This window comes from Streptomyces poonensis, from assembly GCF_014650915.1.
In the GTDB taxonomy this organism is placed as follows: Bacteria; Actinomycetota; Actinomycetes; order Streptomycetales; family Streptomycetaceae; genus Streptomyces; species Streptomyces poonensis.
Genome location: NZ_BMVW01000007.1, coordinates 337,141 through 351,193, shown reverse-complemented (window position 1 = coordinate 351,193; position 14,053 = coordinate 337,141). Strand labels below are relative to the sequence as shown.

Here is a 14,053-nt window from a genome sequence, read left to right as displayed (position 1 = left end):
CGTGAACGCCACCGACCGCACCCCTGCCGACCTGCTGCGATCCGCGCTCGCCGCGGACCCCGCACGCCCCCTGGTGACCTTCTACGACGACGCCACGGGCGAACGCGTCGAACTGTCCGTGGCCACCTTCGCCAATTGGGTGGCCAAGACCGCGAACCTGCTCCAGGACGGACTCTCCGCCGAGCCCGGCGACCGGGTCGCGCTGCTGCTGCCCGCACACTGGCAGACGGCGGTGTGGCTGCTGGCGTGTTCGTCGGTGGGCGTCCTCGCGGATGTCGCGGGCGACCCGGCCACGGCCGACATCGTCGTCAGCGGCCCCGACACGCTGGACACGGCCCGCGCCTGCTCCGGCGAGCGTGTCGCGCTGGCGCTGCGCCCGCTCGGCGGCCGCTTCCCGCAGCCGCCCGAGGGGTTCACCGACTACGCCGTCGAGGTGCCGGGCCAGGGCGACCGCTTCGTGCCGTACGCCCCGGTCGACCCCGAGGAGCCGGCGCTGATCGTCGCCGGGCGGGAGTTCAGCGGCGCGGAGGTGGTGGAGCGGGCCCGGGCGGAGGCACCGGCGCTCGGGCTGACGGGGCCCGCGTCCCGGCTGCTGTCCGGGCTGCCGTACGACACGTGGGAGGGCCTGAACGCCGGGCTCTACGCTCCGCTGGCCACCGGAGGTTCGGTGGTGCTGTGCCGGCATCTGGACCGGCTGGGCGAGGAGGGGCTGGCGCGGCGGATCGAGATGGAACGGGTGTCGGCGACCCGCTAGGCGCTGCGCCTGTGAGCGGGCGGCGCCCGGAGGTGCGGGCGCGGTCTCGGCCGTGGACACGGTCTCCGCCACAGGCACGGTGCGGCTGGGCGCCGCGCCCCCGCGCGCCCGGCCCGCCGCCTGAACAGTGCGGACCGTCCGTGCTCGACGTGCGCGCGATCACCGCACCCGACAGAACGAGTGCCCTTGCTCACCGCACTTCCGGAGGAAGAGGAACGCGCGAGGAGACTCCAGGGAATCGCGCACGAAGAGCCCGATTCCATAGAGGACCGCACCCGGCGAAACGCGCGTTACTCGCACAGGGAATCCACAGGACATACGTGCGATCACGGCGATTCAGCCGACTTCCGTAACCGCCCGGTCACACACCGCGAGCCGCACGGAAATCGACCCGCCGGGATCGCGAACACCGGGCACCCCGCCCCGGCTCCGGTTTTCCACGGATACGCGGACACCACGGGCGTCCGCAGGTAAACCGCACGTCAACAGTCGGAAGAAAAGCACCAAGAAATGGGCGGATTGCCCAGTTGTAGGGACGTGGAATTTGTCACCGACGTCGCTTGACACCTAATCGGGCGGATAGTGTGAGCGATCCGGTGTGTCAGGCCTCCTGGTCGCGCACCACTTGCACGAGACCCGAGCGCCTTTTGGAGGGGGAAGGCGCCGCGTGGCCCCGACGGAGGAATCGGACAACCGTGGACGCGCAAGGCCGTGGGCGGGCGGACGACATCGACCCCGCAGACCAGTGGGTGCTCAACCCGAACACCGGCGAATACGAATTGCGACTGGCCCCTTCCGCTCCGCAGTCGGCGGTGCCCGGGCCTCGGAGGACGGGGACCCGCGCCACCGGGGCGCGAGCCGGGGGAGGGCCCGGAGGGGGCGCGCAGCCGGTGGGAGCCCGTACGCGCTCCGCGACGGCCGCGGCGGCGCCGGACACCCGGGAGATCCCCCAGACGGTGCCGGGGCCCCGGCGCCGCCGCGGAGCGCCCGCCGAGCCGCCGCCGGGACGCCGCCGCACGAAGCAGAAGAAGTCCAAGGGCAAGAAGGTCCTGGTCTGGACGGGCGGCTCGCTGGCCTTCCTGCTGGTCGGGGTGAGCGCCGCGGGCTATCTGTACTACCAGCACCTCAACGACAACATCACGGCCGTCTCCGACGACGGCGCGAGCACCGGCGGCTTCAGCAAGGACCGGGCGATCAACATCCTGGTGATCGGCACCGACAAGCGCAGCGGTGCGGGGAACACGGGGTACGGCGACGCCGGCAGCGTCGGCCACGCGGACACCACCATCCTGCTGCACGTCTCCAAGGACCGGACGAACGCGACCGCGATGAGCATCCCGCGGGACATGATCGTGGACATCCCGGACTGTCCGACCGCCCAGGAGGACGGCTCCACGAAGAACATCCCGGGCACGGCGCACACCCGCTTCAACGAGAGCCTCGGCCAGGAGGGCCGTACGCCCAGTTGCACAGCGCGGACCGTAACGGAGCTGACCGGAATCAAGCCCGACCACTTCATGGTGGCGGACTTCAACGCGGTGAAGACGCTGTCGACCGCGGTGGGCGGCGTGAAGGTGTGCCTGGAGAAGGACATCAACGACTCGAAGTCCCATCTGAACCTGACCGCGGGCGAGCACACCATCATGGGCGACGACGCCCTGGCCTTCGTGCGGACCCGGTACTCGGTCGGCCTCGGCAGCGACCTGAGCCGGATCGAGCTCCAGCAGCAGTTCCTCAGCTCGCTGATGCGGCAGGTGAAGTCGGACGACACGCTCACCAACGCGCAGAAGCTGCTCGCGCTCGCCGAGGCCGGCACCAAGGCGCTGACGGTCGACTCGAAGATCGCGAACATCAAGAAGCTGGCCTCGCTCGCGCAGGAGATCGGCAAGGTCAACACCAAGAACCTGACGTTCACGACGGTGCCGGTGGTCGACAACCCCGACGACAAGGCGACCGTGCTGATGAGCGAGACCAAGGCCGAGAAGCTGTTCCGCACCGTCCGCGGTGACGTCTCGCTGACCGAGGTGAAGAAGAAGGAAGCGAAGGAGGCCAAGGAGAAGGAGGCCGCGAAGCTCAAGGGCACGCGCGCCGAGGCCTCCGAGGTCCGGGTGAACATCTACAACGGCGGCGCCGAGAGCGGCAGCGCGTCGGAGACCCTCACCTGGCTGCAGAACGAGGAGGGCGTCACCAAGTCCAGCCAGCTCGGCAACGCCGAGAAGGACCTGGCGAAGACGACCCTCGCGTACGACCCCGACCAGGCCGACCAGGCACGCGCGCTGGCCGACATCATGGGCCTGCCCGCGTCGGCGCTGAAGCCCGGTGAGGGCGGCAGCGAGACCAACTCCCAGGGGCTGCCCGCGATGGTGCTCACCCTGGGCGAGGACTTCAAGGGCGCCGGCGTCCCGCTGAGCGGATCGGCGGCGGCGACGGACCTGGACGTCCAGAAGAACACGGCGGACAAGCAGGTCTGCGCCAGCTGACGACCTGCGGCGACCCGACACGTCCAGCGCGCGTCTTCCCCTGTGCGGACGTGTCCCGGCCGGGCACGGCGGTACCCCCCGAGGGTGCACACGCGTGCCCGGCGCGGGCCTGCGCGCGCGTGCGAGGCGGGTGGACGACGCGCGTGCCCGGAGCCGGGCCGCACACAGGGCCGTACCGGACGCAAGAGGACATCCGGGCGGGCAGGGCGACAGGACGCGTCATCGGAATGGGGCCTATGACGCGTTCAACAGAGCACGAGTACATCCGAGTCGGGGTCTCGGGAGTCCAACAGGGCACGGGGGCTTCCTCGTTCGGCAGGCAGGGTGGGGAAGGGCAGGGAGATGGCGCGCAGCGGGGTACGGGGGGACCGGAGACAGTCGGAGGCCCCGGAGGCCGGTGAGGCCTGGAACGGCAGCCCGTCCGGCGGGCACGGTCCGTACGAGGGGAATGGCCCGTACGGACAGCGGAACGACGGACATGGTCCGTACGGACAGCGGAGCCCGGAAGCGGACGCGGGGGGCAGCGCCCCGCCCCCCGCTCCCCAGGGCCGTGGCAGACGTCGTCGCGCGCCCGAGGACGCCTCCGGGCGCCCGCGCCGCAGACGCCGCGTCCTGCGCTGGTCCGCCTCGGTTCTGGCGGTCCTGATACTCGGTACCGCGGGTGCCGGATATCTCTACTACCAGCACCTGAACGGCAACATAAAGAAGGACGACCTGAACCTCGGCGACACCGAGGTCGCCAAGCCGACGCCGAACGCGGCCGGCCAGACCCCGCTGAACATCCTGCTCATCGGCTCGGACGCGCGGGACTCCAAGGAGAACCAGAAGCTCGGCGGGGCGAAGGAGACCTTCGGCGGCACTCCCCTCGCGGACGTCCAGATGCTGCTGCACCTGTCCGCGGACCGCACCAACATGTCGGTGATCAGCATGCCCCGCGACACCCTGGTGCAGATCCCCAAGTGCACGGATCCCGACGACGGCGAGGTCTACCCGGCCTCCGACGTGCCGTTGATGACGAACCGGTCGCTCGGCCGCGGCGGCCCCGGCTGCACGGTCGCCACCTGGCAGGAGCTGACCGGGATCCACATCGACCACTTCATGATGGTCGACTTCGCGGGCGTGGTGTCGATGGCCGACGCCATAGGCGGCGTACCGGTGTGCGTGGACGCCAACATCTACTCCAAGGACAGCCAGGGCCACGGCTCCGGACTGAAGCTGGAGAAGGGCACCACGTACGTCCAGGGCGAGCAGGCCCTGCAGTGGCTGCGCACGCGGTACGGCTTCGAGGACGGCAGCGACATCGCCCGGGCCAAGGCGCAGCACCAGTACATGAACGCGATGGTGCGCGAGCTGCGCGAGAACGCCACGATCACCAACCCCAACAAGCTGCGGAAGCTGGCCGAGGAGGCGACCAAGGCGCTCACCGTCGACCAGTCGCTCGGCAGCGTGAAGGCGCTCTACGACCTCAGCACCGAGCTGCGGAAGGTCGAGCCGGAGCGGATCACGATGACGACGATGCCTTACACGTACGTGGGCGCGCGGGTGGTCCCCAAGGAGGGCGACGCCGAGCAGCTGTTCCGCCTGGTGCGCGAGGACATCGCGCTGGACGGCAAGGACGCGAAGAAGAAGGAGACGGAGGACAAGGTCTCCGACGACCCGGCCGCCCCGGACGACGAGATCGGCGTACTGGTGCAGAACGGCACCAGCACCTCCACGCAGGCCGCGGTCCAGGGACGGGCCGGCACGCTGAGCGGACTGCTCGTCGAGAAGGGCTTCACCAAGGCCACGGCCGACCGGTCGACGGTGTCGGCCGAGGAGAAGACCGTGGTGCGCTATCCGAGCGCCGAGCTCGAGGGCGACGCCCAGGCGGTCGCCGAGGCCCTCGGCATCCCGCTGAGCTCGGTGAAGCGCTCGACGGACGTCAGCGGGGTCACGCTCGTGGTCGGCGCCGACTGGCGCGAGGGGACGGCGTACGAGGTGAAGAAGGAGGACGACACCACGCCGAAGTCCGCGGACGCGCTGAACGGGGCGAACAAGACGGCCTGCATGAAGGTGGACCCGGACTTCACCTGGTGACGGCGGCCGGCGCCCTCCCCTCCCCCTCCCCCTGCTGCCCGCATGGCGCAGCCGTGCCGTCCGCCCGATGGCGCCGGGCGGACGGGAGGCGTACGACGGAAGGGCAGGGACCCGTCCGGGGTCCCGTACCCGAGGAGGAGCCATGCAGCCGACCCCGTCCATGACGCCGATGACCAGGGAGATGCAGGAGTGCGTCGAGGCGTGCATGTCCTGCCACACCCTCTGCGAGCAGGCCATGAGCTCCTGCATGCAGCTGGGCGGTCCGGCCCAGATGCAGATCATGCGCGCACTGATGGACTGCTCCGAGATGACCCGGATGTGCGCGGACATGATGATGCGCCGCTCGCCGCTGTCACCGCAGATGTGCGCGTTGTGCGCCCGCGCCTGTGACATGTGCGCCGAGGCGTGTATGTCCATGCCGGACGATCCGCAGCTGATGCGGTGCGCCGAGGCGTGCCGGCGCTGTTCGGAGATGTGCCGCGCCATGGCGGGTGCCACGGCGTGAGCCTGGCACCCCGGCAGCACTCAGGGGCACCCGGTGGGTGCCCCTGACCTTGTGCGGTGCTCGGCTCAGTTCCCCGAGACCGTGACCTTCTCGTCGTTCTTCAGCTCCTCCACCAGCTGCTTCACCTTCGCGGTGTCCCACTGGAGGTTGCCGTTGGCGGTATTGCCCGAGATCGGCATGTTCATGGACGTGCCCTCACCGCCGGTGACGCCCTTCATGGCCCAGAACATGCTCGCCAGGTTCCACAGGGACATGTCCTTGTCGACGATCAGGGTGTCGAGGCCCGCGCTCATCGTCGGGTAGAGCCTGAAGGGGTTCAGGACCGTGCCCGGGGTCGCCGCCTCGTTGGCCAGGGCCGCGAGGAACTTCTGCTGGTTCTTCGTGCGGTCCAGGTCGCTGCCCGCGAGGGCGTACCGGGTGCGGACGAAGGCGAGGGCCTGCTCGCCGTTGAGGGTCTGCTTGCCCGCCTCGAAGTCGGCGCCGGACTTCTTGTCCTTCATGCCGCCCTTCGGGATCTCGATCTCGACGCCGCCGACCGCGTCCACGATGTTGGCGAAGCCCGCGAAGCCGATCTCGACGTAGTGGTCGATGCGCAGGCCCGTGTTGGCCTCGACGGTGCGGACCAGCAGCTCGGGGCCGTCCTCCGCGTACGCGGCGTTCAGCTTCACCTGGCGGCCGGTGCTCTCGTAGCGCTTGCCGGACTCGGAGCCCACGAACGACGGGATGGTGACATTGGAGTCGCGGGGCAGCGAGACGAGCGTCGGGCCGTTCGACCCGGTGTGCAGGATCATCATCGAGTCCGTGCGCTTGCCCTCGGCGGACCCGGTGTGCAGCTTCTTCTTCTCCTCGTCGGACATGCCCTCGCGGCTGTCGGAGCCGACGATCAGGTAGTTCGTCCCCTCACCCGCCTCCGGACGGTCGATCACCTTGGACAGGTCGACCTCGCGGTTGAGCTTGGAGTCGGCCCAGAAGTACGTGCCGACGACGGTGACGATCAACACGGTGACCAGCGTGATCGCCGTCAGCTTGATGCGGCGGCGCCAGTCGGGCGCGGGCCGGCCGCCGCCGTACCCGCGGCCGCCGCCGTCGCCGGAACCACCGGAGCCGCCCGGCGTCCCGTACACCTGGCCGGTGTTGTAGCCGCTGTCGTACGGCTGCTGCGGGGCGCCCTGCCCGTCGTCGTACCGCTCGCCGTACCCGGCGTCGTACGACGGCTGCGGCGGCACCCCGCCCCGAGGGGGAGCCCCCGCCGGGCCGCGCCGCACCTGCCGCATCACGCGCGCGCCCTCAGGCTGTGCGTTCGCGCTGCCGCGGCCGTACCCGCCACCGCGGTTGCCGCCGTTCTGTCCCTCGGGCCACTCGTTCATGCGGACCAGTGTGCAGGTCCGTACTGTGTACTGGACAAGGGTCGGGGTGATTCCGGGGCGCGGCTGTTGCAGAGCTGATGCAGAGCCTGGCCCCGCGCGCCCCGGCATAAGGTGGACGGTATGACAGACCAGGCCGCAGCCCCGGAGTCCGACATCCCGGGCAAGCCCACCTCCGCCTCCCGTACCACCCTCAGCCACATCATGACCCACAACGACACCAACCTGCTGGGGACGGTGCACGGCGGCGTGATCATGAAGCTCGTCGACGACGCGGCGGGCGCGGTGGCCGGACGGCACTCCGGCGGACCGGCCGTCACCGCCTCCATGGACGAGATGGCCTTCCTGGAGCCCGTGCGGGTGGGCGACCTGGTGCATGTGAAGGCACAGGTGAACTGGACCGGGCGGACCTCGATGGAGGTGGGCGTCCGCGTGCTGGCCGAGCGGTGGAACGAGTCGGCGCCGCCCCAGCAGGTCGGCTCGGCCTATCTGGTCTTCGCCGCGGTGGACGCCGACGGCAAGCCCCGCCAGGTGCCCCCGGTGATACCGGAGACCGAGCGGGACAAGCGGCGCTACCAGGAGGCCCAGATCCGCCGCACCCACCGGCTGGCCCGGCGGCGGGCGATCATGGAGCTGCGCGAGCAGCGGGCGGCCGAGGGCTTCGAGGACTGAGAGTCACCGCCAGGGAGCCGGGGGTACGCCTCACCTGCAGGCCACCTCGTCCCCGCGCATCACCCCGGGCTCCGGGGGCGAGCCCGCTGCCCGCACCTTCCGCACCCGCTCGAAATCGGTCCCGGCGATCACCTTCAGCGTCGGCCCCTGGTTCGGCACGGCCCGCAGCTCGCTGCCCGGCAGGGCCGCCGCCAGGGAACGGGCCGAGCGGTCCCAGCGCGGGTCGTACGCGACGACCGTGCGCGTCACCCTTCGCTCCACCGAGTTCACGGGCGTCCGCGTGGTGCGGAACCCGGTGGCCGCGAGCGCGTCGTCGATCCGCCGGCCGAGCCCGGTGACCGTGGTGCCGTTCTCCACCTGGACGCGGATGTGCTGCGGGGCCACCTCGACGCGCAGCGGCCCGCGCCCCCGGCGCACCTTGTGCGGGGCGAGCGGACGGTCGGCGCGCAGGGCCGCGAAGAGGCCGGACGCCTTCTTGTCGTCCCACTTCAGCGTCGAGCCGATGCCCTTCACCTCGTAGCCCATCCGCCCGATGGGGACCGTGGTGAACTCGGAGGAGGCGGGCGAGAAGTTGCGCATCGCCCGCCCCAGGCCGAGCAGCTCCTCCGCGCCGAACTGCTTGTCCGCGCGCACCGAGCCCACCACGGCCTGGATGACGTCCTGGAACTTCATCGGGTTCAGCAGCACCCCGGAGGAGGTGGCCTGCGCGACGAGCGAGGCCATGAACCGCTGCTGGCGCTGCATCCGGCCGAGGTCGGAGGAGCCGTCCGCGTGCCGGGAGCGCACGTACTGCAGGGCCTGCCCGCCGTCCAGCCGGTGCGCGCCCGGCGGCAGCCTGAGACCGGTCACCGGGTCGTCGAGCGGCTGCGCGGTGCAGATCTCGACGCCGCCGAGCACGTCCACGGTCCGCATGAAGCTGATGAAGTCGATCTCCAGATAGTGGTCGACCTTGACCTTGGTCATGTGCTCGACCGTGCGCACGGTCAGCTCGGGGCCGCCCTCGGCGTACGCGGCGTTCAGCTTCACCGGGTGCGCGCGGTGCCGCCGGCCGGTGGTGGCGTCGATGTGCGGCGGCACCTCGGCGTACGAGTCGCGCGGCAGGCTCACCACGCTGGCGTGCTCCCGGTCCGCCGAGATGTGCACGATCATCATCGTGTCCGTGCAGCGGCAGGGGGTGCCGCCGAGCCGGTACTTCTCGCGCTCCTCGGCGCCGATCCTGTCGCGGCCGTCCGTGCCGACGACCAGGACGTTCATGCCGTGGCCGGCCTCGGGACGGTTCTTCATGTCCTTGAAGGGGTCGACCCGGGCGATGTCGTCGTCGAGGCCGGTGAGCACCGCGTGCCCGATACCGGCGGAGGCGAGCACCACCACCGACAGCGCGGTCACCGCCCGCAGGGCCCAGCCGGTTCGCCGCCGTCCGGGCGGCCGCCCCGGGCCGCCGTCCCCCTTCCGGCGCGGCGAGCCGTCGGAAGGCTGCGGGCGGGCGGGGCGGCGGGGTGGTGCGGGCACGGGGTGACACCTCCGCGAGGACGGGGCCGTGGGATCCGTGAGCACCGTAGGCCCGTACGATCTGCGGATGATGTTCCAGGCCGGACGGCGCGCGTCGGTGTCGCCCGTTCGCGGTAACGTGAGCGTCCTATGAACGCCATGCCCGACGTGCAGCTTCCCGCCGTGTCCGTCATCATGCCCGTCCTCAACGAGGAGCGGCATCTGCGCGGCGCCGTCCAAGCGATCCTCGCCCAGGAGTACGCCGGCGAGATGGAGGTCGTGATCGCCCTCGGTCCCTCCACGGACCGTACGGACGAGATCGCCGCCGAGCTGGTCCGGGAAGACCCGCGCGTGCACACCGTCCCCAACCCGACCGGCCGCACGCCCGCCGCGCTGAACGCCGCGATCAAGGCGTCCCGGCACCCCGTCGTCGTCCGCGTCGACGGCCACGGCATGCTCTCGCCGAACTACATCGCCACGGCCGTACGGCTGCTGGCGGAGACCGGCGCGCAGAACGTGGGCGGCATCATGCACGCCGAGGGCGAGAACGACTGGGAGCACGCGGTCGCCGCCGCCATGACGTCGAAGATCGGTGTGGGCAACGCGGCGTTCCACACGGGCGGCGCGGCGGGCGAGGCCGAGACCGTGTACCTGGGCGTGTTCCGGCGGGAGGCCCTGGAGCAGCAGGGCGGCTACAACGAGGAGTTCATCCGCGCCCAGGACTGGGAGCTGAACTTCCGTATCCGCGAGGCGGGCGGCCTGATCTGGTTCTCGCCCGAGCTCAGGGTGTCGTACCGGCCGCGCCCGAGCGTGAAGGCGCTGGCCAAGCAGTACAAGGACTACGGCCGCTGGCGGCACGTCGTCGCCCGCTACCACGAGGGCTCGATCAACCTGCGCTACCTCGCCCCGCCGACCGCGGTGTGCGCCATCGCGGCGGGCATCGTGGTGGGCGCGGTCCTCACGCCCTGGGGTTTCATCGTCCCCGGCGGCTACCTCGCGGCGATCGTGGCCGGCTCGCTGCCCGCGGGCAAGGGCCTGCCGCTGAAAGCCCGCCTGCAGATCCCCGTCGCCCTCGCCACGATGCACATGTCGTGGGGCTACGGCTTCCTGACCAGCCCCAGGTCGCTGGCGAAGAAGGTCATCGCGTCGCGGCGGCCGGCGGTGCTGACCAAGAACTGAGTGTCACGCGCGTGGGGCCCCCTTCCGGGTGGGGAAGGGGGCCCCACGCGCGTGTGTCTGGGTGCTTTACAGGTCATACGGCTCGGACCTGTGCGAACACCCCTCCTAGAGAGGGCCTCCGGCTCGGGGCAGGTTACGCGGTTTCCTGTTCCGTCAACCGTGATCGCTTGACCCATACGCCCCGCCCTCGGGAGCATCAACGCAGGTGCGGGGGTACTGGCAGCGGCATGGGAGAGGGGAACCCAGACCATGAAGGTCACCAAGCTGGTCAGCACATGCGACATCAAGGACTGCCCGACGATCTACGCAACGGATCGCGGCACCCTCCTGGTACAGGGTGAGACGCCGACAGACCACGGACTTCGGATTCCCGCTCACGAAACCCTGGTCGAAATCCCGATGGAACTGATCCAGAAGGCCATTCGTGACAACCTCATCTAAGACCCTCGGTGACCTATTCGACTCGTTCACGCGTGAGGCATTCCGCCTGGAGACCCTGGACGACTACAGCAAGTCCGGGAACGTCGACGCCTATCACGCCTTCCTGGCCGGGGAGCCGCAGCCGGACGACTACAACGAAGGCTGGGTGGAGGAACTTCGCTCACACACCGAAAAGGGAAAGCGGATCTACCGGGTGCACATTCTGTCGCGCCCACTCACGGAATACCTTTGCTTCGAACTGGGGTGGGGCTACCGGAAGAATATGACCGGGGGCGAAGAGTTCTTCATCCTCGACACCACCGACAAGCCCAACCCGTTGGAGAACGTCCCGGACTTCTGGTTCTTCGACTCCGAGTCCGTGGCCGTGATGAACTACGACGAGGCCGGGAAGTACCTCGGCTCTGAAGTACTGGGGCCGGAACAGACGAAAGAATTCACCAGGTTCCGTGACACGGCACTCGCGCACGCGGAACCGTTCACCGAATGGTGGGCAAAGTACGGGGCGTGAACAGGGCACAGCTTGGAGCCGCGCTGCGGGCGCTGCGAGTGGCATCCGACAAGGAAGCCAAGGCGGTGGCCCGCAGCGCCCTCATGTCTCCGTCCAAACTGTCCAAGATCGAGAATGCGAAGCTGGCGCCCAGTACGACGGACGTAGAGCGCATCCTGACCGCAATCGGCGTCTCGGACGAGGTCAAGGCGGAGTACACAGAGGCCGCACGCGCGTCGGCGACAGAAGCGACAGCATGGCGTCTGCTCAAGCGGATGGGGGTCCACAAGGGCCAGCAGGCCGCCAAGGCCCTGGAAGCCCAGATGTCGATGCTGCGGCTGTTTCAGCCCGCACTAGTTCCGGGACTTCTCCAGACTCCCGAGTACATCCGAGCTATTCTGCAACGCCATAATCTCAGTGAGGACGCACTCACGCAAACGATCAATGGTCGGCTTGAACGGCAAGCAGTTCTCTACGACAACACAAAGTCACTGCGGTTCGTCATCACGGAACCAGTTCTACGCTGGCGCATCGTGCCACCACAGATGATGGCTGCACAGCTTGACCGTATCGCTTCCATTTCGCGACTCTCTCATGTGGACATTCGTGTAGTTCCGCTAGAGATTCAGCAACACGATATTGCTAACCACGCGTTCGTAATCCGCGACGACCGCATGGCGACCGTGGAAACGGTACACGCTGAGGTCGTCGTCACTGACCCACGGGACGTGGATCTTTACGTTGAAAAGTTCGAAGGGTTCCAGCGGATAGCACTGACCGGTGAAGACATGCGGAATCTGATCGAAGACATCCGGAACAACTTCTTGCGGGAACAAGAAACAGGCTAGAAGTTCAGCCATGGCTCGCAGAATATAGGAGCCATGGTGAGTGACAGCAGGGCACATAGGACCGAAGCGGCTGATCACCTAGACAGTAATGAGGCCCGACAGTTCCTTTCCCGTCTCTCCGGAGCATTCGGCGGAGGCGGCGTGCTCAGGGTGCCGAAGAGCAGCCCTGGTCCGGAAGGTGCCGACCTCGCCCCTGGTTCGGCCCTGCGCTGGCCGAAATGTGAGTGCGGTAACCCGAGGTGTCCCGACTACGAGCCACCGGCTCAATCGTTGGCCGAGCGCCTGAGCGACAGGGTCGCCGAGATCAACAAGCGCAGCAAGGGCGGGGTGTGAGCCTCAGACGGCCCACCCCAGCGCACCCGTGAGTTCCCGCTCCCCGCTGGTTGGTGAGGCTCCCCAGCGGGGAGCGGGCCAAGCCCCGGCCGGTCGCGCCGTGAAGCTGAGTCGGCTTGCCGGGCCAGCAAGTGCAGTGCACCACTCCCAGCAGCAGGAGGAGACACAGCATGAGCACAGCAGTCCAGACGCGGACCCGCGATCCGCGCATCATCCTCAACGCAGTACAAGAGCGTGTTCCGCATCTGGTCGCGGACGTGGGCGTGACCGACCTGTGGGAGCGCGAGGTGGCACTTCTGCTCCGGGACAGCGTGGCCGTCCGCAGCCTGGCCGAACGCATCCTCGACCAGGGCATCGCCTACCTGATCACCGCCATGGAGAACCCCGGCGTGGACATGGGCGTGGGGTACACCGTGGACATCGGTGTCCATCAGCTCATCCTCGACACGCCGCTGTACTTCGCCCTGTGCGAGGAGTACAACGGCGGGCGGTACAAGCACCACTCTCCGCTGATCGAGCGTCGCCGGGACGGCACCGTGACGCGCACGGCCGAACTGCTGCGCAGGAACGGCTTCGCCGTGGATGACGAGCTGTGGGAGGTGGACGCCTCCGACTGCTCACCGTGTGACAACAAGGTCCCCGACAGCCACTGACACGGGACTGGCACGCCCCGCCCCGCCCCCGAGTCCGCAGGAGGGGCGGGGCACCCGCCGGCCCACTTCGACACAGAGGGAAGCCCCCCGTTGCCCGCACGACACAACATCGACAGTGAACGCGAACTCTGGGACACCTTCGCGGAGAGCACCAAAGACAAGGTGTTCGACTCCAGCCCCGTTTTCTGCTGGACGCAGTACGCCGGGCACGGGCCCGGACCCGAACTGCTGGGCGATCCGGCGACCGCGCTGGAACTCGGATGCGGCACGGGGCGGGCGCTCGCGTATCTCGTGCAGCAAGGAGTGAAGGCAACGGGCGTGGATCTCTCGCCCGTCATGATCGGGAATATCACGGAGCGATGGGGGCCGTTGGGCGCACGGTTCGTCTGCGCAGAAGTGCTGGAGCATCTGAGCACCGAGACAGAGACCTACGACGCCGTGTATTCGATCTTCGGGGCGGTGTGGTTCACCGACCCGGCGAAGCTACTTCCTTTGATTGCTGAGCGGTTGAATCCCGGTGGTGTGCTCGCGTTCTCTCAGCCCCCGGCCATCCCGGGTGCGTACGGCCCGCAGGGCATGTACAAGGGTGGGTTCGCGGGCAAGGCCATGTATACGTACCGGTACAGCCACACGCCACGGAAGTGGGAAAGCCTCCTGCTCAAGGCCGGGTTCGAGGAAGCGAACGTACAGGTCCTGGAGGCTCCGGAGCACGACCACATCGGCACTTTGATCGCCCGTGCGGTGGTGTCCTGACAGACCACGGGGAGACGAGT

The 14,053-nt window shown here is 69.0% G+C and carries 13 protein-coding genes; 11 read left to right on the top strand and 2 right to left on the bottom strand.

Annotated elements, in window-relative coordinates; translation table 11 throughout:
- Position 1: 1 nt before the first annotated feature.
- The 4 genes from IE242_RS20215 to IE242_RS20200 all read left to right on the top strand — a co-directional run bounded on the left by IE242_RS20215 (position 2) and on the right by IE242_RS20200 (position 5,815).
- Positions 2-754: a TIGR03089 family protein gene (locus IE242_RS20215; protein WP_189861214.1), complete on the top strand. Its 753-nt coding sequence runs from the start codon at positions 2-4 to the stop codon at positions 752-754.
- Positions 755-1,449: 695 nt separating this feature from the next.
- On the top strand, positions 1,450-3,234 hold the full coding sequence (locus IE242_RS20210) for an LCP family protein (RefSeq protein WP_189861212.1): 1,785 nt from the start codon (positions 1,450-1,452) through the stop codon (positions 3,232-3,234).
- Positions 3,235-3,576: 342 nt separating this feature from the next.
- The gene (locus IE242_RS20205; protein WP_229859150.1) at positions 3,577-5,310 is read left to right on the top strand and encodes an LCP family protein; all 1,734 of its coding nucleotides are present in this window, start codon (positions 3,577-3,579) and stop codon (positions 5,308-5,310) included.
- Positions 5,311-5,452: 142 nt separating this feature from the next.
- On the top strand, positions 5,453-5,815 hold the full coding sequence (locus IE242_RS20200; protein WP_189861211.1) for a four-helix bundle copper-binding protein: 363 nt from the start codon (positions 5,453-5,455) through the stop codon (positions 5,813-5,815).
- Between the two features lie 65 nt (positions 5,816-5,880).
- On the opposite strand, the gene IE242_RS20195 is transcribed toward IE242_RS20200, so the two are convergent.
- Positions 5,881-7,182, bottom strand: a complete 1,302-nt coding sequence (locus IE242_RS20195; protein ID WP_189861209.1) for an LCP family protein — start codon at positions 7,180-7,182, stop codon at positions 5,881-5,883.
- 120 nt (positions 7,183-7,302) lie between these two features.
- Here IE242_RS20195 and IE242_RS20190 point away from each other — a divergent pair, with 120 nt between their 5' ends.
- On the top strand, positions 7,303-7,851 hold the full coding sequence (locus IE242_RS20190; protein ID WP_189861207.1) for an acyl-CoA thioesterase: 549 nt from the start codon (positions 7,303-7,305) through the stop codon (positions 7,849-7,851).
- 30 nt (positions 7,852-7,881) lie between these two features.
- On the opposite strand, the gene IE242_RS20185 is transcribed toward IE242_RS20190, so the two are convergent.
- The gene (locus IE242_RS20185; RefSeq protein WP_229859149.1) at positions 7,882-9,360 is read right to left on the bottom strand and encodes an LCP family protein; all 1,479 of its coding nucleotides are present in this window, start codon (positions 9,358-9,360) and stop codon (positions 7,882-7,884) included.
- A 129-nt stretch (positions 9,361-9,489) separates the two neighbouring features.
- Between IE242_RS20185 and IE242_RS20180 the strand changes: the two genes are divergently transcribed.
- The 6 genes from IE242_RS20180 to IE242_RS20155 all read left to right on the top strand — a co-directional run bounded on the left by IE242_RS20180 (position 9,490) and on the right by IE242_RS20155 (position 14,033).
- Positions 9,490-10,518: a glycosyltransferase family 2 protein gene (locus IE242_RS20180; RefSeq protein WP_189861203.1), complete on the top strand. Its 1,029-nt coding sequence runs from the start codon at positions 9,490-9,492 to the stop codon at positions 10,516-10,518.
- Positions 10,519-10,767: 249 nt separating this feature from the next.
- The gene (locus IE242_RS20175) at positions 10,768-10,959 is read left to right on the top strand and encodes a hypothetical protein (RefSeq protein WP_189861201.1); all 192 of its coding nucleotides are present in this window, start codon (positions 10,768-10,770) and stop codon (positions 10,957-10,959) included.
- The gene (locus tag IE242_RS20170; RefSeq protein ID WP_189861198.1) at positions 10,943-11,467 is read left to right on the top strand and encodes a DUF6879 family protein; all 525 of its coding nucleotides are present in this window, start codon (positions 10,943-10,945) and stop codon (positions 11,465-11,467) included. The genes IE242_RS20175 and IE242_RS20170 overlap by 17 nt, the downstream gene beginning before the upstream one ends.
- A complete protein-coding gene (locus tag IE242_RS20165) occupies positions 11,464-12,294 on the top strand; it encodes a helix-turn-helix domain-containing protein (protein WP_229859148.1) in 831 nt (276 codons plus the stop codon). The genes IE242_RS20170 and IE242_RS20165 overlap by 4 nt, the downstream gene beginning before the upstream one ends.
- A gap of 503 nt (positions 12,295-12,797) precedes the next feature.
- Positions 12,798-13,280 (top strand): hypothetical protein, encoded by a 483-nt coding sequence (locus tag IE242_RS20160; RefSeq protein ID WP_189861194.1) that lies wholly within the window; start codon positions 12,798-12,800, stop codon positions 13,278-13,280.
- A gap of 90 nt (positions 13,281-13,370) precedes the next feature.
- Entirely contained in the window at positions 13,371-14,033 is a 663-nt protein-coding gene (locus IE242_RS20155; RefSeq protein WP_189861192.1) for a class I SAM-dependent methyltransferase, read from the top strand.
- The last annotated feature ends 20 nt before the right edge of the window (positions 14,034-14,053 follow it).